The sequence below is a fragment of the Paenibacillus oryzisoli genome, from assembly GCF_050467285.1.
Classification (GTDB): domain Bacteria; phylum Bacillota; class Bacilli; order Paenibacillales; family NBRC-103111; genus Paenibacillus_E; species Paenibacillus_E oryzisoli_A.
Genome location: NZ_JBCMUN010000007.1, coordinates 256,933 through 283,263 on the forward strand (window position 1 = coordinate 256,933; position 26,331 = coordinate 283,263).

16 protein-coding genes are annotated in these 26,331 nt (G+C 49.9%); 3 read left to right on the forward strand and 13 right to left on the reverse strand.

The window, feature by feature from the left end:
* Window positions 1-52 precede the first annotated feature (52 nt).
* The 6 genes from ABE504_RS13595 to ABE504_RS13620 form a co-directional block, all read right to left on the reverse strand.
* Window positions 53-2,131 carry a family 16 glycoside hydrolase gene (locus ABE504_RS13595; RefSeq protein ID WP_430089133.1) on the reverse strand — a complete coding sequence of 693 codons (2,079 nt, stop codon included), beginning with the start codon at window positions 2,129-2,131 and terminating at the stop codon, window positions 53-55.
* A 190-nt stretch (window positions 2,132-2,321) separates the two neighbouring features.
* Window positions 2,322-2,735, reverse strand: coding sequence for a glycoside hydrolase family 95-like protein (locus ABE504_RS13600; RefSeq protein ID WP_430089136.1), 414 nt, complete (start codon window positions 2,733-2,735; stop codon window positions 2,322-2,324).
* Between the two features lie 36 nt (window positions 2,736-2,771).
* Entirely contained in the window at window positions 2,772-3,017 is a 246-nt protein-coding gene (locus ABE504_RS13605; protein ID WP_430089139.1) for a hypothetical protein, read from the reverse strand.
* 24 nt (window positions 3,018-3,041) lie between these two features.
* Window positions 3,042-3,866, reverse strand: a complete 825-nt coding sequence (locus ABE504_RS13610) for a carbohydrate ABC transporter permease (protein ID WP_430089141.1) — start codon at window positions 3,864-3,866, stop codon at window positions 3,042-3,044.
* A complete protein-coding gene (locus ABE504_RS13615; protein ID WP_430089144.1) occupies window positions 3,851-4,735 on the reverse strand; it encodes a carbohydrate ABC transporter permease in 885 nt (294 codons plus the stop codon). The genes ABE504_RS13610 and ABE504_RS13615 overlap by 16 nt, the downstream gene beginning before the upstream one ends.
* Before the next feature lie 63 nt (window positions 4,736-4,798).
* Window positions 4,799-6,181, reverse strand: coding sequence for an ABC transporter substrate-binding protein (locus ABE504_RS13620; protein ID WP_430089147.1), 1,383 nt, complete (start codon window positions 6,179-6,181; stop codon window positions 4,799-4,801).
* A gap of 204 nt (window positions 6,182-6,385) precedes the next feature.
* Between ABE504_RS13620 and ABE504_RS13625 the strand changes: the two genes are divergently transcribed.
* Entirely contained in the window at window positions 6,386-8,017 is a 1,632-nt protein-coding gene (locus ABE504_RS13625; protein WP_430089150.1) for a response regulator, read from the forward strand.
* A gap of 13 nt (window positions 8,018-8,030) precedes the next feature.
* Window positions 8,031-10,931, forward strand: a complete 2,901-nt coding sequence (locus tag ABE504_RS13630) for a sensor histidine kinase (protein ID WP_430089153.1) — start codon at window positions 8,031-8,033, stop codon at window positions 10,929-10,931.
* A gap of 68 nt (window positions 10,932-10,999) precedes the next feature.
* Here ABE504_RS13630 and ABE504_RS13635 read toward each other — a convergent pair whose 3' ends face one another.
* From ABE504_RS13635 to ABE504_RS13665, 7 genes are all read right to left on the reverse strand, one after another.
* A complete protein-coding gene (locus ABE504_RS13635; RefSeq protein WP_430089156.1) occupies window positions 11,000-11,770 on the reverse strand; it encodes a DeoR/GlpR family DNA-binding transcription regulator in 771 nt (256 codons plus the stop codon).
* Window positions 11,760-12,344: a D-lyxose/D-mannose family sugar isomerase gene (locus ABE504_RS13640; protein ID WP_430089158.1), complete on the reverse strand. Its 585-nt coding sequence runs from the start codon at window positions 12,342-12,344 to the stop codon at window positions 11,760-11,762. Before ABE504_RS13640 ends, ABE504_RS13635 begins: the two co-directional genes overlap by 11 nt.
* A 12-nt stretch (window positions 12,345-12,356) precedes the next feature.
* Window positions 12,357-13,556 (reverse strand): carbohydrate kinase family protein, encoded by a 1,200-nt coding sequence (locus ABE504_RS13645; protein WP_430089160.1) that lies wholly within the window; start codon window positions 13,554-13,556, stop codon window positions 12,357-12,359.
* Window position 13,557: 1 nt separating this feature from the next.
* Window positions 13,558-14,715 carry a Gfo/Idh/MocA family protein gene (locus tag ABE504_RS13650; RefSeq protein ID WP_430089163.1) on the reverse strand — a complete coding sequence of 386 codons (1,158 nt, stop codon included), beginning with the start codon at window positions 14,713-14,715 and terminating at the stop codon, window positions 13,558-13,560.
* Entirely contained in the window at window positions 14,715-15,557 is an 843-nt protein-coding gene (locus ABE504_RS13655; protein ID WP_430089165.1) for a class I fructose-bisphosphate aldolase, read from the reverse strand. The genes ABE504_RS13650 and ABE504_RS13655 overlap by 1 nt, the downstream gene beginning before the upstream one ends.
* Before the next feature lie 165 nt (window positions 15,558-15,722).
* Entirely contained in the window at window positions 15,723-17,501 is a 1,779-nt protein-coding gene (locus ABE504_RS13660) for a glycoside hydrolase family 36 protein (protein ID WP_430089168.1), read from the reverse strand.
* 22 nt (window positions 17,502-17,523) lie between these two features.
* A complete protein-coding gene (locus tag ABE504_RS13665; RefSeq protein WP_430089171.1) occupies window positions 17,524-24,039 on the reverse strand; it encodes an S-layer homology domain-containing protein in 6,516 nt (2,171 codons plus the stop codon).
* 394 nt (window positions 24,040-24,433) lie between these two features.
* On the opposite strand from ABE504_RS13665, the gene ABE504_RS13670 reads away from it, so the two are divergent.
* Window positions 24,434-26,293 (forward strand): hypothetical protein, encoded by a 1,860-nt coding sequence (locus ABE504_RS13670; protein WP_430089173.1) that lies wholly within the window; start codon window positions 24,434-24,436, stop codon window positions 26,291-26,293.
* The last annotated feature ends 38 nt before the right edge of the window (window positions 26,294-26,331 follow it).

Consider the following 26,331-nt stretch of genomic DNA (forward strand, 5'->3'; position numbering starts at 1 on the left):
TAGCCCTGATCATCTTCAAGTGATCAGGGCTATTTCTGCTAAGGCTGGCGAGTTACTGCGTAACCACCGCGTCATCAAAACTCGCCGTCGAAGCTGCCATGCGGTAGCCGATTTTGCCAGTAGTCAGCTCCGACACGCTATTCGTATAGGTAATAAGCTGAGTATTATTGACCGATCCGTCAATCGTATTGCCCGTTACCTTCACCTTGAGGTCATACCATGTGCTAATGCTGGAGCTGAACGAAGCACTCGTTAACAAGGTCAGCGTTCCGCTCACCTTTTTATATAAATCGAGGGAATTCGTGCTGTTGTTGATGCGGAGCATATAATAATTGTTCGCATCTGTCACACGGAAAAGCAGTCCTGCGTTGGCATACACATTGTTCAGCTTCACCTTGGAAGAATACGTATAATTCGTCCAAGCGCTACCCGCAAAGGCTAAAGCTTCACCTGTCACCAATGACTGATTGAACACTTTCGTACCGTCCGTGACGACACTCCATGTTCCGCCGCTTGTTGTCCAATTACTGGAGCCACTTTCAAAATTATCACTAAATACCGTAACCGCTGGGTTGGAAGGAATCCCTACGCCTTCGTATGCGCCTCGGTCTGTTACACTGTTAGCCGGGACTGCGCTGCCCCAATAATCGATACCACCGTTACCTGTAATCGCGACACCGCTATCAATGGCTGGTGAACCATTCTGCAGCTTATAGCCATCCACCGCTGTTCGACTCGTTCCTGTACCAGGACTAACGAGAAGTGGGTTGGACGTAAGTTTGTGCGCATCACTTGGCTCAGAGCCGGGATGATTGCCATAAAACACATTATAATCAAACACCGTATTCGTGCCGCTGCCGAAGGAGTAGCCGCCGCTGCCTAGATTATAGATGATATTGTTTTTAAAAGACGTATTGCTCGCGTATCCCCCCCAATCGTTGATTAATAAAATATGGGTACCCGTCCCGGCCTTAACATAAATCGTGTTGTTATAGATACTCGTATTCGTGACAGGACCTGCCAATTGAAAAATCCGTGTGCCATCGTTCTGACTGATGTTATAGCGAACAATGGTGCCATTGTTGAAATTACTTGTACCGTTATTACAAATGAGTACGAAGCCGCCTTCGTTGTCATGGCTATAGTTATATTGAATGATCGTTCGATTCGAGTCATAATCGGAGTCGAATCCTTGGCCGTCCAAGCTGCCATGTGTGCTATACGCTTCGTTGTACTGCACGAGTGCATCGTCCGTATTGAACGGCCAGATCGCAACCGCCTCCGCGCCGGAACGCATATTGGCATGATGAACGACATTGTACTGGATGACAGGAGCTGTGCTTACCCTAACCAGAATGCCATCACGCCCTGTATCGTACACCGTGTTATACTGAATCAGCACGTTGGTGAAGCCGGACCACGGACCGGAATCCACCATACCGCCTCGGTTCATCCAGCGAGAGTGCGTCTGAATGCCCGTTGCATCCACGGTGTACACGGTGTTATTTTCGATCAGAACGTCATTCCATTTGGTGGATACGGAAGTTCCTAAGGCCTGCACCGCAATGCCGCCGTTTTTCTTATCTGTATTGATCCCGTTCACACCATGTACAGTGAGATTGGAGATATGGATGTAGTTGGCCGTTCCGTAGTCCGAAGCAACAACGTTGACGCCTAATCGTTTGGCAGCGGTTGCCCCCGTGTTCGTCACTTCCAGGTTCTTAATTACCCAGTACTCTTGATTGTACAGATAAACGGCCGCTCCTCCGCTGCCATCCGCATTCATCGTAAGCCCACCCCCGTTAATGAGCGGCTTACTTCCACTGCCGTAGCTGGAGAGCGTAATCGGGCTGCCAGACACGCCAGAACCCTTTGGATAAAGCTGTCCGGTCCAAGTGCCTCCTGATTTAAATAAGATTTGATCGCCAGGTGCGAACGTTGTCGCATTCACCTTGGACAAGCTTTTCCAAGCCGTTGCCGCGCTTTTTCCATCTCCACTGTCATCAGGTCTCGAGGAATCCACATAGTAGATGGTACCCGCTGCCATAGCGGCCTTGGGCAAAGCTCCTAACAAGGAAAACAAAATAATGAAGACAGAAAAGATGACAAGCCATTTTTTAGCTGAATACATCACTGATTCCTCCTTACATAATTGAACAAAAAAACTGTTAGCGCTTTCAATTATTTCCATTCCAATCCTACTCCTCGTTAGCTAAAAAAACTCAGCATTCAGCTCCTGATAATTTGTCAACCATCCGTTTGGTTGCTTTTTCACGCGAATGCTACGCCCCACCTCCCTTCAAGAATCCCCATTTTAATATTTATAGGCTCCGTCCTACCGGACCGATGCCGATCTCCTCGGGTTGGTTTCCCGTATAAAGAAGTACGGATTCTCCCTGTTTCAAATCAATCTTATACACACCCGGTGACACTTCCGTAATGGAAAAATTCCGTTCACCGCTTGCTTCCAGCGGTCCAAGTAAATTCGGCATGATCTTCAATGGCGCGCCGGCAAGGCTTTTGATAACCACATATTCCGTCTTCCCTTTACTCCATCGACCAGACACTTCAAAAGCGCCTTCCGCCAGCAGCTTCCCAAAGGATATGTCCTTCCACTCATCAGGAACGGCAGGAAAGACACGGATCGTATCGCCCCAACACTGCATAACCATGTAATGGATGCACTCCGCACTGGACAACGGCGTTTCGATCACTGGGAACGTCTCGGTATACATCTATGCAGCGCCCACGGCAAATTCCCATATTCAAAATCAGGCCTTGGACATGGCGATACTATCATTTCTCCCCAGCTCCCACGCCAAATCCTGAGGCGAGTCCTTCAAAATCATGGCTCCGATCATCCCATTTCCGATGAAGGCGCCTTCTCCGCATTCCTTTCGTATACGATGGCAATTCTGCTCTTCCGTTGCTTCGTAATATCCGCCGTGAAACCTAAGCTTCGTCTGAACCAAATCATGTGCGGAAAGAAACGATTCCCAATCTACGCTAAGCTCCATCCTTGAACCCTCGATTCTTAGGTATCAACCTTTAACCCCTGACATCGCAACGCCTTGCACAAAATATTTTTGCGAAAAAATAAATAGCGCAATCGTCGGCAGCACGGCGACAGCAGCTCCAGCCATTTGCAGCGCATAGTCAGCGCCTGCCTCGGTCTGGAAATAAGATAATCCAACCGTGAGAAGCTGCTTCCTCATGTCTGTGATGAACACAAAAGGCGAAGCGAAATCGTTCCAAGTCCATAAGAAGGTGAACAATACCATAGTCACAAGTGCCGGCTTAGCCAGCGGTAAAATAATGCGATAATACACTTTGTAATGCGAACAACCATCCACAATGGCCGCTTCGGATATTTCTTTGGGAATACTCATGAAAAATTGCCGGAGCAAGAACAGGAAGAAGACATCAAAGGCCGCAGGTAAAATAATCGCCCAATGCGTATTATTTAAATGTAAGTACTTATACAACAAGAACCTCGCTACAATGGTCGTATCGGATGGAATCATCATCTTGGCGATCAAGATCATGAAAATGACATTTTTAAAACGAAACGCCAGCCTGGCAAAAGCATACGCCGCCATCGTGACGAGCAGTCCCCTTAACACGAGAACCCCCAGCACGACTTTAACTGAATTCCAATACCAGATGAAATAAGTTTTGTGTTTGAAGATGGTTTCAAAATTGCCCGTAAACGGATGACTGATGAAAATCGAAGCCGGATGCTGCGACATCTCGATCGGCGTTTTCAGCGAAAATGAAATCATGAACAGAAACGGAATGATCATCACAATGCCGATAAGAAGCATCACGTAGGTAAGCACGAATTTCGGTTTTAATAATGCACCCATTTTTTTTGCCCCCTCCATTGGATGATGGTAATCACTAAAATGACGGCAAATAACAGAATCGCCTGAGCGGAGGCAAAGCTATATTTGTTGTAAGCAAAGGCTTCTTCGTAAATATTTAACGAAATCACACGCGAGGAAGTACCTGGACCGCCATTCGTCAAGTTACGGAAAATCGCATAGTTCTGAAAGGATCCGATAATGTTGGTGATCACAAGAAAGAAGGTTGTTGGTGAAATCAACGGCACTGTCACACTTATGAACTTCCGAAATCGCCCTGCCCCATCGAGATCCGCGGACTCGTACAAATCCTTCGGCACCCCTTGCAGAGCCGCCAAGTACACAATGGTTGGAAAAGCGAGGGAATGCCAAACTTCAACGCCGGCAATCGTTGGCAGCGAGGTATGAATACCTCCGAGCCAAAGCGGGGGATGTGCAACGCCGAGAGCTGTGAGCAGTTTATTGACAACACCATCATAGGGATTAAGCAAAATAGAAAACACAATCGCGATCGCCACAACGTTCGTTACATACGGCAGCATAATCAACGTCCGTGCTAATGTTCTCAAGTGGAAACTCGCATTAAAGAGCATAGAGAGCAGCAGGGCTGCTAGTATTACGCCTGGCACATAACAAATCATGAACAGAAAGCTTCTTCCAAATGAACTGATCGCAATAGGATCCTTTAAGACATTGATATAGTTGGAAAGTCCGACAAAGTTTACGTCCGATAAGCTTTTGAAACTGTTGTAATCCAATACGCTAATGACAAAGGCGTAAAGGGTAGGCAGTAAATAAAAAAGCGCAAATCCTGCCAAGAAAGGCGTGATAAACCAGAAAGCAACCTTTTCTTCGTTAGTAATCCGCAGCATGCTCCATTCTCCTCTTTTTAGGAAGGAGGACACCATCATGATGTCCTCCTTCGTCACTCTCATTTATTGTTTGCTGGTCGCTTGAATCGCTTGGTCTTCTCTTTGTTTAATGGATTTAACGGCTTCATCTACGGATTTCTGCCCGGCAAAGTATAACTCGGATTCTTGCATAATAATGTTGCTGTACTCACTCATAGCGCTACCTAGCAGTTTCTCTTGTGTAAAGCCTAGTCCATTATCCAGCAGCGCTTTCCGAAGATCGTCGGCTGTCACACTGCCTTGCGATTTATCAGCGATATTTTGCAGAACCGCGTTCATGTCATCCTTGCTCAAATTCTTCTGTGCAGGGAATTCGCCTCTTTCTTTGTAGCTATTCTCTGCAAAGTACGTGAGGAAATCAAACGCTTCCTTAGGATGAGCGGATTTCTTGTTAATGCCGAGCGCGGAAGTAACCCCGATATTGTTTTTGCCTTTGCCATCGTCAGGTGTAGGAGGTTGAACAACGCCCCATTTCCAGTCACGCGGATATTTATCGAAATTGTTTAATGAACCCAAGTACCATGTGCCAATAAATTGCATCGCATATTTACCTTCCAGGAACCCGAGGTTAGATAGTTTCTTCGTCTTAAACTCAATCCAGGATGGCTGAATTTTGTGAACAGCACTCAAATCGTTGTACCATGTCAGCGCATCTTTAAAAGCCGGATCGTCATAATTGGAAGTGCCATCTGCCTTATAACCGGGTACGTCTTTTTGTCTTGCCTGCAAGTACAAATAGTTATCAAAAGTAAGCATGTAAGAGCCGTAGATGCCTTTATCCGGCTTCGTCAATTTTTTAGCCGTCTCGATGTATTGGCTCCACGTCCAGTTTCCTGTAGGGTATGGAATGCCTGCTTCATCAAACAGCTTTTTGTTATAAAAGACAGCCCACATCGATAAATTTACCGGGATATAGTAGACTTCACCGTTGTATTTCGTTAGGGAGTCGCCGTATACCTTATCCATATCATAGTTCGCCTGCTTCGCTAAATCTTTCATCGGATACAGGAAGTCTTTGGACGCATACTTGTTCTGATCGATGGGATTCGAAAGGCCGATGATATCCGTCTTGTCCCCGGAGAGCATAGCGATGTCGATTTTCTTCATGGCCTCGTCTTGCGACCCTGGTAAAATGTTAAGCTCCAGCTTGTTCCCGGACTTGGCTTCCCACTGTTTCTTTATTTTATCGTTAGGCGAGCCGTCCTCCCATTCCTTTTGGCCAGCTGAAGTAATGAACATGGACAATGTGACTGGTTCAGCCTTTTTCGGAGCACTGCTCGCAGCAGTTGTTGCCCCTGCTGCTTTCGTATTTGTTGTCGTGGCAGCGCTACCACAACCACTTAAAAGGCTTAACCCCACGAGTGACGACAAACTAAGTAACGCCCAACTTTTTTTAAACCCCTGCATAAAAGCGCCTCCATTTTTGTGAATTCCACATGTTTTGTCTGCTACGAGTTTCATTGTAAGGGGGCTGCGGTCAAAAAAATAGGGGATGCTTTTTGGATTAGGTTTGATCTTTTTGACTGTTGCCGTTTTCATTCCGAAGTTCGTTAGAAGTTGCTTTACATGAAAAGAACGGGTGATTATGATAGATGCAAAGGAGTGAATCCGATGGACGGCACCTATAAAATTATGATTGTTGACGATGAATTCGAGATTCGGGAAGGCTTAAACGCCTATTACTGGGAACGCTTTCAGTTCCAGGTCATAGCGTGCGCGGCCAACGGCAAACAGGCACTTGACCTCATGCAGAGAAATGATGTCGATGTTGTCCTCACCGATATTAAGATGCCCGTGATGGATGGCATTGAACTCAGCAGAGCGATTAACCTCCATTATCCTCATGTCAAAATTGTCATTTTATCCGGATATAAAGAGTTTTCCTATGCCCGTGACGCGCTTCAAGCAGGCGTATCCGAGTATTTATTGAAGCCTGTAGATTTGAAGAACCTCAGCGAAAGCATGACGAAATTAAAGCTTCAATTGGATGCAGAGCGGGAATCGTCGCAAAGGCTGCAAGCGTATGAGAACCAATTAGCGAGCTCCTTGCCTGCGGCCAGAAATCACTTTTTCCAATCTTTGATCGAAGACCCCTTGCCTGAATACCATAAAGCCAAAGAGGAAATGAGCTTATTGGAGATTGAAATGAACGCAACGTATTGTTGCTGCGCAGCCGTTAAGCTCGAGGCCAAAGCGCGTCAAGAAAACGCTTTACCCGACAGCGTGGTTGCGAAAGCACAGGGCATCCTTGAACGTCATCTCGAAGCTGGTCAATGCCAAAGCTACACACTTCGGAGAAAGGCTGGCGAACTAGCCGTCTTCCTGAATTTGAACGCGACATCGGTTCCTGCTCGTCGATCACTTTCTTTGCTTTGGGAGCAGATCATCTCATCCATCGAACAGGAGACGGGGTGCCGATCCATCGTAGGCTTAGGCGATGTTTATCAGAGCCTGCTCTCTTTCCCCGATTCTTACAAGCAAGCGAGAAGTGTGATGGAACGCAATATTTTTTGGGAACGGGGGGGATTATTTCTCTGGGATACCGCAGACGAACAGCACGTTGAACGCAAAGAATATCCGTATGCTCATGAAACGAAATTACTCGATGCAGTGCTAGAGGGCAATCTGGACAACAGCTTGCTGCATTTCCAGCAATTTTGGACTAGCTGCGGATTGGACTCGGAACGGGCAGAACTCCCCATCGTCCTGAAGTACTTGGCGCCGCTCTTCACGATGCTTGAGCGAAGGCTCGATCTTCACGGTGCATCTTTGAAATCGATGGCAAGTCTCCCTATGCCGATTAGCGAATTTGTAGAACGTTTCCCCACTTTGTCGACATTAAAAATGGCGTTGGAACGCTTAATCTCAGACATTACGCTGCATATTAAACATGTAAACGACGATGTGCAAACGACCTCCCATTCGGCTGTCCAGCAAGTCAAAAAATATATCGAAGAGCATTACAGCGAAAAAATCACCTTAAATCAAATGGCTGAGCTCGTTTACCTCAATCCCAGCTATTTCAGCATTCAATTCAAAAAAGAAACAGGCATTAACTTTATCGACTATTTAAAAAATTGCCGGATGGAAAAAGCGAAGGAACTGTTGCGCCGCATCGACCTCAAGGTCTATGAAATCGGTGAATTGGTCGGCTACCAAGACCGGAAATATTTCGCGACGACCTTCAAAAGCCACACCAAGTTAACGCCGCTCGAGTACCGTCAATCCTTCATCACTTACTGAAAGCGGTGTCGCCATGGAACGTTTGAAGCTGTTTCTCACAAGCTTTCTCTATAATCATTCGATTCGCAAGAAACTGCTGTTCTGTTCGGTACTGCTTACGTTGACATTAGCCTCAGCTTTTTATTGGTTGTCTGAAGATTTCGTAAGTCGACTCATCGTGCAAGAAAAAGCGGACTATCAAGTTAATGAATTTAAGCAAACAGCCAATTACTTTAAATCCCTATTCGCAGATCTGGATGCCAATACGAACAAGCTGGTCAACGAACCCTCGTTTCAGAAGACCGTCACGGAACCGTTCCCGCAGAACGATTTCATCCAAATTGCCCAACGGGTGCAGTCACTGTCCGGCGAAATTAATGATACCTTGTTATACCATAATTATGTCGACAAAATTATTGTTTTAGGAAAAAACAATCTGGTCTATCTGTATGAATATGATAATGGCGGCAAGTACGCGGGAACGGACTTTAAATACGCACATTGGCTGAATGAAAGTGCTGCTTATCTGAATAAACAGCAAGAAGGCGTTCCATTTTACTTTCAGTCTTCGGGTAACCTGTCCAAAAATGCTGCGGATGAGCAAGTACTTGATGGCATGCTTGCCCATAAAATCGCTTATTACCGTACCATCCGCTTGGAAAATGAAACGGTAGGCACCCTAATCGTGACATTCAACATTCCGGAGTTCGCCAAAGAGGTATTCAATAGCTCTGATACCGATGAGACGCTGCAGTTGCTGACCAATCAACATGTGCCGATTTGGAGCAATAAGCCTTCTAGCTTAGATAAGGAAATCTCCCCTTCTTTCTTGCAATCGGATGATGCTTCCTACAAAATCCTTCACAAAAATGGAAGTAAAGTGCTAGTTACTTATTTTCAGATATCGTCCTACCCGTTTGAACTTATGAGTGAATTCCCAATTGCTTCTATTTTGGAAAGCAACGGTGGAACGCATTCCCTGGTCTTTCTTTTCGGTCTGGGAGCGCTTGTATTTGTCATGATCTTATCGTTCTGGTTCGCCGGAACCTTATCCAAACCGTTGTTTGAATTAACGCAAGGATTATCCGCGGGACTGGATGCCTTGAACGAACGCACACCTCTTGAACCGCGAATCATGTTTCCCAATTATCGTGTACGGTCAAAGCTAATTGCCTATTTTGTCCTGGCAACCTTTGTGCCTAACCTGCTGTTCGTCCTGCTGCTGACTTACGTTCATTATGACAACTACCAAAATAAGGTGATGCAGCTTACAGCGAGCACGATCCAACAAGTCAAACGTAATATTAATGACAGTCTGAAAAACTACGACAGATTAACGCAGCAGTTAATTTATCATCCAGAAATCCAACAGACGATGCGCAAATCGGAAACGACGTCTTTACAGCCTTCGGATAACATGGTGCTCGAACTGCAATTCGGCAATATCAAGCAGCGGAAAAGAGAGTTTCTTTCCATGGAGCTCTATAACCGCACCCGTGAGCGGATATACTCAGGCATGTATGCAGGCACAGTTCCCATTTCGAAAACCGATCCACGCGTCTTTGAAAAACTGGATCAAAGTTCAGGCGAGCTGCAGCTCATAGGAACGTATCGCAATTTGTACATGACGCCAGTCCTCACATTTGCCAGAAAAATTAGCTCTTCCAGCGAATCCAATCTCGGATCCCCACTTGGGTATTTAATTGTCAATGTGGAACAAGACATGCTGAATAACATCTTCCGAACGATTCGCATCGGAGATTCGGGCTATTTCTTTCTGATCGATGCGAATGGCACCATTCTATCCCATGACAACGACGACCTCACGTCACATGTATTAGAGCCGGAAGACCCCCTCGTTTCTGAGATGATGCAGCAGCAGAGCGGTTCTTATTTTAAAAACGCAGGCACTAAACGGTATATGGTTTTCTACGACACCGCCTCCTATTTTGGCGTTAAAATGGTAGGGATTGTCCCTTCCAACGAATTGAAAAAGAAGGTATTCACCCTTATCTGGTACAGCGCAGCCTTCTTCGCGATATTCGGGATCCTGATTATGCTCACAGCGACATGGATCTCGAGCCTAATCAGCAAACCGCTGCGGAAACTGCAGGACTTAATGCATGAGGTGAACGGCGGAAACTTTGAAGCCCGTATGAATCACAAAGGCCGAGACGAAATCGGCGCGCTGGCGCGGCATTTTAACAACATGATCAAACGGTTGAACGAGTTAATTACCGAGAATTATCAATCGAAGATTCGGGAGAAGGAACTCCTGTTTCTTGAGAAAGAAGCGCAACTTCATGCTCTGCAACAGCAAATTAACCCTCATTTTTTATACAATACACTGGAGTCTATTAAATGGATGGCTTTCCGACAGGGGGCCGACGAGATCGTTGAAATGACAACCGCGCTGGGGCAATTTTTCAGAGGAAGTATTAGCAAAAAGAGCGGCTTAGTTCGCATGTCAGAGGAATTAGATCACCTGGAGCAATACTTGCGTATTCAAAAAATTAGAGCGAAGAACCGATTCATCGTGATTTGGGATGTGTCCGAAGCGCTGCAATCTTCCTTAACGGTCAAATTGATTTTGCAGCCAATCGTGGAAAACGCAATTTTACACGGCCTGGATACGATCGAGGCGGACGGACTCCTGATGATCAAGGGGTATATCGATGGAAGCCACATGCATATCGAAATTCTTGATAATGGCACGGGGATGAGCGAAGCGCAATTGCAACGGTTGCGAATGATCAAAGAGGAGGCCCGGGAAACGAACCCTTCCGGTATTGGACTAACGAATGTGTTCGAGCGATTGCATTTGTATTTTCATGAAGGCTTTACCTGGGATATCGACAGTGAGCTGGGCAGAGGAACGCTCGTACGTCTTCATCTCCCCGTACTGACCGAAGGTAATCCCTTTACAAGTCAATAAATAGAGCATAAGCTGCATGATCCGAATCATAGCCCTCCTCCATATTGAGCAGGGCTAGACTTGCAAAGTTAAGTAGCCACATCCAGTTCAACACCCGCTTCTTCGCATGCACGGTGAAGCTCGCCTTCCGGCAACTGATCTGTCACAATGCGATGAACACCGGATAAGGGGGCAAACGAAATAAGAACTTTCGCTCCGAACTTGGAATAATCCAGAACAATATTCGTTTCAGCGGCTTGACGGATAGCGATTCTCTTGATTTCCGCTTCATAAATGTTTGAATTACTGAATCCATGTTCGATGTTGACACCGGTAGCTCCAAGAAAAATGCGGTCAAATGCCATTCCTTCCAAATTCTGACCAGCTATGGGTCCGACAAGGGAGTGAGTAGCTTCAAGCAGCATACCGCCGATCATCATTGTCGGAATCTGTTTGGCTGTCAGTTCTGTTGCCACATTCACTGCATTTGTGACCACCGTAATATTCATCCCCTGAGGGATGTGACGCGCTACCTGAAGGGTCGTTGTCCCCCCGTCGATGAATATGGAATCTCTGGGCTGAATCAGAGCAGCTGCCCTGCGCCCTATTCGCACTTTCTCTTCCGTCAGCAAACCGGAGCGCTCTTGCAGCGTGATATCTTTGCCTACAAAAATTGCCCCGCCGAACGTCCGTTTAACGCCTCCGGATTCCTCCAGTTTCTCCAGATCGCGGCGAATCGTCATTTCCGTTACTTCAAATGCTTCTTTTAAATCGGCGATCCGAACCTCACCTTCCCGAGAAATCAGGTCAAGCAGTTGTTGTTGTCTTACATTCAATGCCACATGGCTATTATTCCGCATGAGAATGGAGCCCCCCGCCCGTTTCATCCTCCTCGATAACCGGCACTCTCACGATCGCGGCATCGGTAAAAATGTCGAATTCGTCCCGGCTCGTGCTGGAAAACTCCGATACTACCGCGCCTTCCGGCCCCCCCTGAAACCAATGCTTCGTTCCCGGCATAATCGTGTACTGCTCTCCGGGCTGGAGGATGATTTCGTGAAACACCGTATAGGCTGCTTCGCTTCCCTTGGGGACAACCGCATGAATAGGGGACATCGGCGTTCCCTCCACGTATAAATAAACGGTTCCCCACCGGCAGCGGAACGTCTCCATCTTGCCAGGCTCCCCTTGCACCGGAGGATGTAGATGCTCAGGACACGTTTGCTTCGGGAAAAGCGCCAGCTCCTTGGCGCAATACCTTTCTGTGTTGACATAGGTGACAATCTCCAAGCCCTGAAGATCCAGATTTCCGAGTCCGAAACCCGCAATCTCGATGCCTTCCCGCTCCTGTGACGTCAAGACGATTCCCGCATGACTGAACAAATCTGCCGCTCTAGCCTGCGCTTGTTTAACCTCGCTTCGCTTCAGAGTCATAGTCTGACCCTCCTATCCCATTTTCTCGTAAAGCCGCATTCCCTGCACATCGAAAGTACGCCAGCCATTAAGCGGAATTGTCTGACCGCTCTGCGTCCAACCCGCCTGTATTCTTTCCAGCACTTCCGTCCACGGCCGCACGCCGCTCACCGCATCGGATCGTTCCACATTACACGCCCCAACGCCAACTGCCCCCAGTAGCGTATTTTCGATGGGAAGCCCTTTCATCAATCCTGCCAAAAAGCCTGCGATCGTGCAATCTCCCGCTCCAGTCGTGCCAGCCACCGCGACTTGAAAGCAAGGGACGAGAATCTCGCGGTTTAACCAGCTGTCCGCTTGTGCGGGCACGCACGCCCCCATCCTGGAAAGCCTTTCTGCGTCGGCGGTTGTCCGGATGTAAAGCCCATATTCGCCCAATTTAATTCCGACGATGGCAGCGCCCATCTCTAGCAGCTCTTCCGCTATCGAAGACAGAATTGAACTATCCGCATTGGATAAAAGTTCTTTCGCGCCGTATTCCTGCCTCATTTTTTCATAGCGCTTCGGATCGAGCATATACACGATTTCCTCGCAGCTAGGAATAAATACATCAACGAAAGGCAGCACTTGGGAGAAGATCCCACGCCAATCGGCACGGCCCGCAGGTGACGCCGGGTCGGGCATCGCAGTATCCAGCGACACCGTTGCCCCGAGTCCCTTTACCCTGGTCAGAAGACGAACGAGCTCCTCACCGTTGTTCTCAAACATACGCCGCATCAAAGGAGGATAGCCGAAATGGAACAGTTTAGTTCCCTCCAGCCGATCTAGTTGTATATCAGCCGCGCAAAATGTATCGTTTGCCCCCGTCGCGTGAAGGAATATTCGGTCTACGTCAGGAGGACTTATCACGATGGAATATGAACTACTTTCCCCTGGAGCAACAATCATGCCTTCCGTTAGAGCTTCGTCATATCCTGAAAGCACACTCGTAATCGCCTTGCCGAAGAGGTCATCCCCCACTTTGCCCATCAACTGAACTGCGAAGCCAAGCCGATGAAGAGCCAGGCCGGTGTTGGAAACCGCTCCGCCGGTTGACATGAGCGCCGGTCCAATTTCCGTCAGCTTGCCGGGCACCAACAGTTCGCCAAGTCCGCCCGCAAGCCCCGAGATCTCGGGAATGACATCCAGGCAAACATGTCCGGCCACTACAATTTCAGCAGTAACCTTCTTCACCTCAATTCCCCCAATCTACGCCTACAGTTAAACCAGTGCGCTCAGACTCCAGGGCAGCCGTGAACACGCGGTGACTTCCTGCCGCTTCTTCCGGCGTAGCGCAGCGAAACGGCTGCCGCATGTCACCGCGGTGCGCCAATTCATCGCAGAAAGCAGCCCACATCTGCAAAATCGAGTCTGAGAAGCCGAATTCGAATATCCCGCCCGTAATGGTGCCATAGGCGGATTTGTAAGGCGCATCAACGACATGCCATGCTTGCTGTCCCCCCGGCTCATACGGGAGAGACGCGACTTGCTTCGGATTTTTCGTTGAAAATTCGGCCGACAACGCCGTACCTTGAATACGGATAAACCACGTGTTTGCATGGCCGGGTGCAATCCGCTTTGTAGACAAAAGCATTGGGAACTGTTGGTCGTGCAGCTTTACATCGCAAGCAAGAATCGCATTGTCCCATGTTTCGCAAGGCGCAACGCCGCCTCTGCCGTCCGGGCGCTCAGGGATGATCTTGGAGAGCAGCGCCCGAACGCTGGAAGGCTTCCAGCCGAAACGAAGAGGAAGATGAAGGACATGCATGCCCAAGTCGCCCATACAGCCATACTCGCCGTTAGTGGCTATTCTCCTTTTCCAATTGATCGGCTTCGTCGGATCCAGGTCGCTGGAATGCCAGAAACCCGCTTCGACTTCGATAATTTGTCCGAATCTCCCCTCGTTCACCCATTTCACAATCTGCTGTGCCCCCGGAAAGAAAGGGAATTCCGACGAGCAGCGAACGATGACGTCCGGATGGGCCGCGAGCGCCTCTTGAATGGCGGCATTCGCATGCTGGTCGATCCCGAACGGCTTTTCACCTAAGAGGTGCTTGCCGGCTTTAATAATATCAATATAGATTTGCTCGTGAAGGTTATGCGGTACCGCACAGTAAATCGCTTCGACCGACGAATCTGCAAGCAAATCCCGATAGTCCGTATACGCTTGCTCGACGCTCGGAACCTGATCCCTGAACCATTGCGTCGCAGTCGGATTGGCGTCGCATACGGCCACGATGCGCGGCTCGAAATCCACATCCGCAAGATGGCACCAGCGCGCTGTCGCACTGGCGAATTCCTTGCCCATCAGACCGCAGCCGATGACACCGAATCCAATGATCTTTTTCTCCATTATGCCTGATCTCCCTTCAAAATAGCCAGTGCTTGTTCGGCTCCGGCTCCTTGATGGACAATAGCCATCAGAGCGGATGTCATGGAGGCCGGATTCGGATGCTGGATGACATTGCGGCCGTAGACGATCCCGGAGGCACCTTGATTCATCAATTCCACGGTACGGTTCACGATTTCTTCGTCGCTCGCCCTGCCTCCGCCTCGCACCAGTACCGGAATGCCGGAAGCAATCTCGATCACCCGGTGGTATTCCGTTACGTCGTCGCATGGATCTGCCTTGATGACGTCGGCGCCAAGCTCTACCGCCTGACGGACGAGCGGCATAATTTTGCGGAGATCGCCGTCCACCATATAGCCGCCATTCACTTCGTTCGGCTGCATGACCAACGGTTCGACCATGAGCGGCATTCCGTATTTCTCGCTTTCCGTTTTCAGCAGCGCAATATTGCGTACGCACTGATGATGCAGCTCCGGCTGATTCGGAAGCAGCAGCAAGTTCACACACACCGCGACGGCATCCAGAACTACCGCTTGCTCGATCGCCCGGTCAATCATCTCGCTGAACAGAAAGCGCGGCAGCAAGCTGCCATAAATGTTAGCAGCGTCCGTTCTGAGCACGAGTCCAGGCTTATGTTTGCCAGGAATGCTCTGAAGCAGTCTGGCTTGACCCGAGCTTAATTGAACGCAATCCGGCCCCGCCTTAACGACAGTTTCAATGGCTTGCTTCATATTCTCAATACCCGACAAAAAAGGAAATTCGTTAAAAAAACCATGATCGATTGCAACATCGAAGCATTTCCCCTGATCGCTGAACATACGGTTTAACCTGAATTTTGTAGACATCACTGAACATCAACTCCGTAATTTGTTTTATTCAAACTTATAAATGTTTAATTATAACATAATGTTACACCAATTAAACAATCGCGTCTATAGATATTAAAAAGAGCTGAGGACCCTGTCCTCAACCCTTTTTGCCAATACTGCTTCACCCACAGGGGTTCTATCCTATGCTCCAGTAAGCGTTGCGATGCCAGCCGGCGGAACAGGGAGAGAATGGACGCCTTGTTTCATATGATACAAGGATTGTTCCACAACATTCCCCATGCAATCCTTAATCTCTAGCGTCCAGCTTCCGCCATCCCTGTCCAATTCCAAAATTACGCCGTCGTTCCGCGTACCGTTGACAAGAATGATCGTCTCCGGCAAATCGCGATCAAAGGTTACGACCGTTCGGTAATAGACAGCCGCAATCACCTTGTCCATACTGCTCGCCAAAACGAGCGGATACAGCAGTTCCGGATTGTGGGGTTCAAGGCGTCCATCCAACAGAACGCTTCGATGCTCGTTCCAGAAAGCGAGCCAAAAGGCCGTCATTTTAACGTGTTCGACCGGCAGTCTTTCAAGGAGTACCGAGAGTTGCGGCACGGAAAACAGAACGTTAATCAATTGCAGTGCTGCGCTCTCCACCGGTTCCTCCGGGTGCCACATCAGCATATCGGAGTGGGCAGCCGTATCGCCGCACAGCAGCCGGATATCAATGGTCCGAACCCGGTTTTCGATAGCATCGTTCGGACAATCAGCCGCACGAAACATGTTTCCGTATTTGCGCATGTATGGCCCTACATAGCTTTGACGGAATTCAATCATCACGTTTGGATTAATGCTGCGGAGCCGATCCATGATGTCGGACATGAGACGGTCAACCGCCTCCGGTACGGATACATAATCACGGCCTCTGCCTACGTCATGCTTCTTCTCCTCGGGAAGGTAGAAGCTATCCACAAAATCCAGCTTGAAACCGTCCAAATTCCACTCACGCATGGCGGTTTCATAAAGACCTATCAAATATTCCCTGACCTCGGGATAGCGTGGATCAACAACCCCGTAGCCGCGCGAATCGATTGTATAGAGCATCTTGTCGCTGAAGCGATCCCAAGCTTTGCTATGACGTCCGACATAGGGGACGGAATACCACAGCATGTATTTCATGCCGAGGCTGTGTACTCTCCCGACATGAACGTTCATATCCGGTATTTTATCCGCGCATACTTCCCAGTCGCCGCAAAAGGCGTAACCGCGGGCATTATCGGAGGTTTGCCAGCCGTCGTCAACGATGATCGTCTCGCATCCGAGCTCTTTCGCCAAACGGCACTGCTCCTCGATCGCCTCTGGATTAATGGATTGATGGAGGCTGTACCAAGTTGAATACATGGGCTCGCGCGCGGAGGCAGGAACCGGCGACGGGGTTAACCCCGTCAATCCGCTCCACCACTTCTGTACTTCATGCAAACTGTCGTAATAGGCCATATTGCGCACATCCACCCGCAGCGTCGCTTCGTAACTTTCAAACGGAGATGTGGGTTCTTCAAATAAGGTAACGGAGCAATGGAACATGGCAGTCTCTTCATGAACCCCCGCTTTGCACACAACGGGATTAAGCGTATCCGACAAAGCGAACGTCAATCGATTGCGGCTTGCACCGTTAAATAGACAGACGACCGGCGCTGAACTGGTTGATTTACTTGGGTAGCCGCCGTTTACAAAATCAGGCATCAGCCCGCGGTTCCGATTCCCATTTGGATGCCATGCACCCTGGATATCCATGATCGGTCGCTCCCAGGACAGCCGTAATACTGGCGGTGTTTCAGGCTGTTTCGCCGTAACAGAGATATGCACGAGTTCGATTCCTTCCTCGAGAACCTCGATGGTTAAGGCAGTTTGAAACTTGTCGCCGCCGCCTGTCAACTGATAACTATGTTTGGATTGCTTTGCGGATTGCAGCATTGCGTACCCCCAGGTTATTTGTTTATCGTTGTTTGTACAGGTAATTGTAGATCACTTGTGCCGTTTCAGCCCGATTCGTTTCGATACGGGGACCAAATTGGCGATCCGCCTGTCCTGTCATCAAACCTAGCTCAATTGCTTGATTAATACCGTTCCTCGCCCACTCTGCAGCATGATCGCCGTCTGCGTATCCGACCAGCAAGTCATTTGGTGAACTCAGGGCGCCATACCGGTATGAATAGGCTCTAACCATCAGCACTGCCATTTCCTCACGGGTAATGAGGCTGTCAGGAGCAAAACTATCCCCCGATACTCCTTGTATCAGACCCGACTGGTACGCCGTTTGCAGCTCCTTCTTGTACCATGCATTCTCCGGGACGTCCTCGAAAGGAAGCTTATCTTGCGTCGCCTCTTGCAAACCGAGCATCCGAACGAGCAGCACGGCAAATTCTGCACGGGTTGTTGGAGAGTCCGGCGCATACAGGCTCTCGGTCTGGCCTTGAACAATATGTTTGGCTGTTAACACATGAAGCGCCTGATAAGCCCAATGATCCGGACCGACATCGGAAAACGTCTTGTCGAAAGCCATTACCGCATAGCGGCTAAAATGACTGACTGCGGCAGTGATCTTCCCTTGTTCCCCTTCGCCTGTTTCACCGCCGATATATTCCCAGCCACCGCTATTTTCATTATCGTAATAGATGCCAAGCAGTTCTTTATCCAAGCCGTTCTCTTCAATCGGCAGCTCAATCGTTACCGGCTCCGCAAAAACCGATGGCTTCATGCTTCGTTCCCCACTGCTCACCTTCAACTCGAACCGGAAGCTTGCGCCCTGAAGTTGCAGCCCTTGACGCGAAGAACTGGCTTGTGCCAACTCGCGTTCGCTTCCCGTTTCCGACTGGACCCTGAATGCGATATATCCGCCGCTTTTCTCCTGCTCGCTCAGCAGCTTGCCTAATTGCTCCAGATCAGCTGCCGGGATAACCGCTTTGACGCCCGCTGCAGCCGAGTCGATACGCAGAGCCTCTCCGTTCAACAGTGAGAACGCGTTAACCGGCATATAAACCTCCGTCTGCTTCGGCCCAAGTGCAATGATCTTCTTGCCCGCCGGCATAGCTGCAAGTTCCTGCACGCTGACGACCCGCCGTTCCTCTGTTCCGACTGGCCTTTGCTCAACCGGTGCTGTGGATGGCGAAGATGGCGCCGAACCGCCGCAGTTGCTGCAACCGGATTCCACAGCTTTCGTACGGAGCGCTGTGTATAGTCCGCGCTCGCTCCAATTACCGGCAGCGTCACGGACATGGACGATGAAGGTATACGGGGTATTCGGTGTCAGCCCCGTAAGAATCTGGCTTGAAGCTGCCGTATACACACTGTTGTAGACGCTGCCGGTTACGATGCCGTCCGCCATGCCATAGACAGCACCGCTGACGCTGGTGTAAACAGCACCGGAAACGCTCGCCGACACGTGATCGCCGTAAATAATCCGATACCCCGTCACCGCCGTATCGTCATGTGCCGTCGTCCAGCTCAGTGACACGCGGTCCGTACCCACATCTGCTGCGGTCACACGGGCATCAGCTGGCCAAATCGGAGCTGTCATGTCAGTCGTTGGCTCAACCGGTGTTGGCGGCGTGTAGTGAATGAATGCGAAGGCATCATACAGCGCTGTGTTTTTCGAATCGGCCGTCCCTTGGGTCCACTGGATAAAATCGTCCCGGCCGTTCTGAAGGTCCGCATCATTGACAGCCACGTTAAAGCCGATCGTTCCGCCGAGTTGCGGCTTCAAGTCTTTGACATAGGATGCCGGAATTTTTAATTCGTAAGTCGTTCGATGAGCGGCTTCGTCCCGAATGGCCTGGAATGGCGTCTGTCCGCTGATGTCGCCGTTCGGGTTCGGCTGCGACGAGTTGAAAATGTTAACGAGCGGCCTTCCGTCATCCCTCAGTGCAAAGCCCCATTCCGTATCGTCTGCACCGTAAGGCGCTTCCCGATTGTTTAGCGGGTCAAGGCTGACTTGAACGGAGTCGTTTTTCCACATGTTGGCAGCATTCTCAGACTGCTTGTGAATGTCGTCTTGCACCGAAACCGCGACGTACATGCCGTCTGGGGCCCACTTGGCGTACGCCGTAGCTTCGAGATTAGCAGGATCGCGATAACCGCTCGAATGCTGCGACTTGCTGCGCAGATGAAACGGGAACGCATCTTGCCAATCGCTCAAGTCACCGTCAATTGTAATGCCATCAGCTTCCTGAATGAGGTTGAATTCGAGCGGTAGCGCCGGGTCGTGGTAAATCACTTTGTTCCGTGACGTCTCTTCGATTTGCATATCAACCGTATATTCATTGAATGGAACCGGCTGATGATCGTTCCATCGGAAGTCCATCCTTACAACGCCGCCCTTTTGCAAATTGCTGAACGTGTCGGTCGTGACCGGCTCCAACAAGGCGCCGTCCGGTCCTTTGACCATCACTTTCCCCGTCTTGGCAAATGACGACGTTCCCGTCAGTTGCACGGACAGCACATCCAGTTGCTCGATCGTCATCTTCGCGGGAAGTAATTTCACATCCAGTCCGTCCTCCACCGTCAACTGGACGTTCTTCACATCGAAAGGCGCCCCATGATACAAGATTTCAAAGTTGATATCATATCGTCCCTTGAGTGTATTTTCCGGCACGAGCACGGAATATGGGGTGTCCAGCGAGCTTTGTGCCGGAATGGTCAGCACTGATGACGCTGGAGCCGATTGTGAGGCTTCCCACCCGTCTGGTACTTTCAACTGCACCGTCACCTCTTGGGGGACATCCGTATTGTTCACAAGAGATAACGTCAGCGTATTCGCGTAGCCTGCTTCGCCGTTAGCTTGCGTCGGCACAACATTGGCCAGCACGCCGATGAATTTCGCCCCTTCGGAATCGATGATCGCGGTTGCCGCATTCGTGAACTCGCGCGCCAATACATTGAACGCATAGCTTTCTGCGTAGCTGCCCCGGCTCTGTGCAGCTTCCGCCAACCTGCCGTAACGGTTCAGTCTCAGCACCGCCGCCGTGGAGATCGGCATCACGCTATAATCGCCTTTCTTGGCATTGAATGCCGTTGTCGTCGCCTGCACGGCGGATGTGTAATCCAGATGGTTCGAGCCTAGGCCATGGAGAGCGTAAACCAATGCGACAGATGCGCTTTCCGCCATATTGTAGAAAGCCTCAAGCGCTACATAACCGGGAGCCTGCTCCAAGGAGCCGTCCTTGATCTGACCGGCAATCTGCGCCATTAAAGCGTAAATATCTTTGATGCCTTGCTCGATCCCCGCAGCCTGGCTGCCGCTTGCCATAGCTGACTCAAGCTGCGTCTGAATGCGATTCAACTCCGACAAATCGGCCGTAATTGTGGGTCCGCCCAACTTCTGAGCCCAGATCAGCTTGCTCTCCGCCTGCTGCCGCTTGCTGCGCAGCAGCTTCTCTGCGGAATGAAAGACAAAATCGGCGGAAGCGCCTGTTATATAGATTGGCGAGCCAGACACCGTAAGCTGCACATCGCCATTGGCGGCAGCAGGAACGGGCATATTGACTCCGTTAATATCCTTGACGTTCGCACCGGCTGCGCTGAATGGAAGTGTGATCGTGCTAACCGGTGGCTTGACGGCTGGATTGTCTTTGTGATCCACCCTTTTCCAGGCGACCACAACCGGAGCCCCATCATTCAAAAAGACTTGAACGGCGACATCGGGATCTGCCGTATCCCACGTTCCGATGTACATGGCCTTATCTAGTGTCGTCATCAGTTGGTTAACGGCGGCGTAAGCCAGTTTCGGTCTACCGTCATTGTCTGTGATCCCCCAGAAAATATCGTAATACCTGTCATCGGTGCCGTCATTCTTGTAATTGTAATACTCGTAAGCCTTTACTTGATCGGTGACCATATAGTTCAGAAATGCGCGAACGATGTAGTCCCGCTGCGTCTCCTCCGATACCGACGGATAACCGGCTTTGGCCGTCGGCCAGCCCCCCTCGGTCAAGTAGTAATCTTTCCACCCGCCGTAAGCGTTAACAAGATCCTTAACGCCATCCATCATCGCCTGCAAATTGCCGTCAGGCATCGAATTGTATACGTACGGATGGTAGGAGTACGCGTCGGCATAATCGAATGAACCGGCTTCCAGTTCTTTCGGCAATACACTGCGCACGCTGGAGGTATGATCCCCTGCAAGCAGCATCGCGTCTGGATCAACCTTCTTCATATTCAGATAAGCCACTTTTTGCAATTGAACGAACTCACTGGGTACATAAGGTTTGGAGAATATCTCCGGTTCGTTCGGCATTTCCCATTGCCGGATTCGGCCCTTATACCGGTTTACAGTGCTCGCAACGAAGTCGCCCATTGCCTTCAGTGAAGAGGTTGTATTGACGGTTCCTTCCTGATAATACGCATTTCTGTCGATACCGAGCACAGTAATCTGATTGAATCCGTAGGAAAAGAGTTTATCGAGCTGCGGGTCAACTCTGCTGTAGTCGTATACGGGACTCCCCGCTGTGTCCTGAGCATGTTTATCAACATCTTCCCACGTAATGCCTGAACGGTGAGAGCGCGCACCCAACTTGCGGGCTCCATCGATAATGTCGTCGTTCCAGTTAAGGGCATAGTGCGTGTTCAATCCAAACTTGCTCTCATTGTCCAGATCGGGCGTTTGCACGGGTGCAGCCTCATTCACAACCGCAAGCCTCATCTTTTTCGACTTCGACAGCTGCGTTATGCCATCGACCTTAAATTCTGCCGACACTTCGTAGGTTCCGATATCCACGATATGTGGCATGAACGGCTCCGTGTCGGTTGTCTTCGCGTATTTGTCCAAGCTGTACGTCTTCATACCGGAAGCGACGACCGCTTGGTTGCCGTCAGCCCGACGTACCGTGTAATCCATTTGAAACGCATGGGCTTCCGCACCCGCTTCCAAGGCCAGCTTGAACCCCGGCAGCTCCGCTTGCGTATAGATACCTGCGTAATTGCCGGACGGCTGCAGATCAATGACATAGGGTGACTGAATCGGTTCAATGTCCAAGTTATCAATCATGAGATTGATGCCACCGACCACGTTCCATTGAAAATATCCTTTTTTCAGCGCTAGGGGATCGGAATCATCTCCGCTAGCGATCTCCACACCGTCAATGAACAACTTGTGTGTAATTCCGCTGATGCGCAGCTCGTAATCATGCCATTCATCCAGCAGCGACTTGACGTAGTTGGCGATGTAATAATTACTGCCGAGCGTCGTTTTGCGCATGAGGAAATACTTGGAGTTATGCGTCGCCCACTCCAATGCATTATTGTTGGCGTCATCCGTCGCACGGTAGCGAAAACGCCATGTATTTTGGACCGCCGTGCTCGTCCGCTCATATTTGGCTCTAAACTTGACAACGAAATTGTCCGCATTTTGATACATCGGCAAGTTCAGCTTGGCGCTGCCCGATCCATTCAGGTTAAATACCTTGTTACCGTCGGGCAACTGGATGACCTTGGTGTTTCCGCCCACTTTCCAATCAGCGGGCGCCGTATTCACGGTTTCCCCTTCGAAATCGTTCACATACGGCACAATATCTCCGATAGGAACCGTCATTTCCCCCGTCTCTGGATAGCGGGCCGTTCGGCCTTCATCATCCTGAGCCGTCAAGTAGTAACGAATGTGGCTGAACTGGTTCGTGCCTGCAATCGTCCCCGTATATGGGCCGTTTCCGCTGCCTGTCGCTTGAATGGCCTGATCAAGAGCTTCGTCTCCGTAACCATAATGGATTTCAGCGGATACAGGTGTACTCGATCCCGTTAGCGTAAAAGAAACCGGTAAATCAGCATTATACGGAATTTCTGTCACAGGTGTGTGCTCGATCGTAAATGCAGGCTCGACGACAACAGGCGAAACCGTCAATTGCTCAACATTGAAGCTGACAGCCGGACCGATACTTTTTACAGAAAAGCCGACTCCGCCCGCGGTCAACGATGTATCAGTGAAGGTTGTTACCGCAACGCCGTCTATGGAAAGTTTAAAGTTACTTCCCTTAACCTCAATTTGATACTGATGCCAATCTGTCAGATTGAATCCGGAGATAGCCGAGCCGATATCTACAGGCGTGCCTACCTGGACGTTAGTTGATGAGTTGGGATATTTCCACAGCTCAACGGATTTCGTATTTTTAAATTCCAAAAAATAATAATTAGTGCCGGACGAATACCGGAATATAGCACGGAACCGATCTCCCTTAGCCGAAAATCCGACGTTGTAATCGGTAGAACTATAAGGAAGATTTGAAGACTTGACAACCGCACGCTGCGGCGATGTTGCCGATGTCGCCCCTTTCAGTTGCGCAGCTTCTCCACTTCCTTCAATCGTCCATGCTGTACTGCCAAATAAATCCCAATTGCCTAATCCCCCTGCGAAGCTGTCCGTAAATAGCGGGGTCGCCTCATTCGCTTCAGCGCGTAACGAGTACCATGGCAAGAGAAGAACAGCAAGAAGCAAACATAAAACCCGAATCCAATTTCTTTTCATGCGCTAATTCACCTCCTAAATGTGTAACAAGAGCTCCCGCCTCTACTGGCAAACCGTAAGTGGCGGGAGATATTCAATATTTCCGGTGAGTCCAATAAAGAAAGTGCTTACATTTGTAAGATTATATAGGAAGTCAAGGGGCGGAAAAACCGGAGAAAGGGACGATTTCCCCCGGGAAAAGTCTTAATTATGATTCGTCCTTTCCGAACACGGGGACCTTCAAAATCACAACGGCTGCAAGCGAAAGAGGCAGACGATCTTCTGCACCAGCAAGTCATAAAAACAAGAAATCGGGTCACATCCCCCGATAGAGGGATCCTAACCACTGCACTATACTTGAGGGTGAATACCGTTAGCTCTACGTAGTTTACGAAACAGGGAGGCATTGGAAACTATGATTCACCCCTCTATTTACGAACAACTGGCCGATGGCAGCCCCGACATCGGCAATTGGCTCTTTCGGGAAGATCGGGAAGTCGTGCGCAATCGAGTTATGTCAGAGCCTGAATTCCAGCCGATTCTTGAACAATTGGCTGCAGATGGAGAACGATTTCTCGGGCAGCCCATTACTGAATTGCCCTGGACGCTATTCCGCCGCGTTTGGGAGGATGGCTTCCGCAAAACATATGAGCCCGTCTATTTCTCCAGGAGACAACGACTAACAACATTTGGCTTGTTGAGCTGGCTGCATCCTGAACGCTCCGATTACCAGGACGGACTTTTGGATACCGTCTGGGCCATTTGCGGGGAATTTTCCTGGTGCGTGCCGGTCCATTTTGACAGCCCGCCTGGATTCAGAACGGCTCGCTACTCCGTACATGAGCAGCATGTGCCGGACCCGGGAATCGGGATTGATCTGTTCGCTGCGGAGACCGCTTTCGCACTGGCTGAGGTGATGATGCTAACGGGGCATAGTTGGCCGGAAACCATACGCGATCGCGTATATAGAGAAGTGCACCGACGCGTTTTTGCACCTTTTCTAGTGAACGATTTCTTTTGGGAGCATGTGCGCAATAACTGGGCGGCGGTATGTGCCGGTTCGATCGGTGCGGCAGCTATCTATTTAATCGAGGATAAGCAGGAATTAGCTCTCGTCTTGGACAAAGCGCTGCCGACGGTCCAATTGTTCCTTGAAGGCTACGGAGAGGACGGCGCCTGCTTGGAAGGATATATGTATTGGGGCTATGGATTCGGTTTCTATACGTATTTCGCAGAGCTTCTCTCCCGAAGAACCAATGGGGAGGTCGATTTACTCGCCACTCCTAAAGTGAAGGCGGTAGCCTTATTTCAGCAGAGATGCTTCCTTCACGGTCGCAAGGTCGTTAATTTCTCCGATTCGCCCGCGGAGGCTGATGTGTACATCGGGCTGACCCATGAAATGGCGCGGCGCTTTCCGGAAGTGCAGCTCCCCGCCTATACGTTTCAGGATAAGGCGGTTTACGATCACTGCGGCCGCTGGGCGCCTGCGTTTCGCAATTTGATTTGGTTCGAACCGAAGACGCAGGGGGAGGAATGGAAGGAGGCGTCGATCTATCTGGCAGACGCGCAGTGGATGGTGTCGCGGGTCGAGAAGGCGGAAGGAACGTTCTGCTTTGCCGCCAAAGGCGGCTGCAACGATGAGCCCCATAATCATAACGATGTCGGACACTTCATCGTCATGGCCGGAGAAGAGACGTTCCTCGCTGATATGGGAGCCGGGCAATATACGAAGCCGTACTTCGCACCCGCTACAAGGTATTCCTTTATTTGCAACAGTGCGCTGGGGCACTCTGTCCCTATGATCGATGGCGTTAGCCAACAAGCTGGCGCAGCGTATAAAGCGACCGTACGACAGGCTGACATTACGGCCGACGATGACCGGTTCGTCGTAGAGCTGCAGGATGCCTATGCGATTCCAGGGCTGCAGAAGTTGGAGCGAAGCTGGACTTGGCGCAAAAACAGCGGTCTGCCAAGGCTCGAGCTGGAGGATCACTATGTGTTCTTAGAACAAGCAGGCGCTGCGTTAACCGAACGCTTCATTTGCCAGGTGCAGCCCAGGGTTGCGGAAGCCGGTCGGGTTGAGCTTGTGGGCGCCGGCTTCAAACTTGTATTGAGCTATGACGAAGCATTGATGGAACCGTTCGTGGAGCCGCTGGCGTTCCTGAACCATTTTGGCCAAGAAAAGCTGTATTATGCGTTGGATATGAGGGTGCGCGTAACGGACGATTTGGATCGAAGGTTGCATTTCGAGTTTTATTTTGAAGGGCTGGAATAACCTATTTATTTGTCCGTTGAACGGTTACAAACCAAACC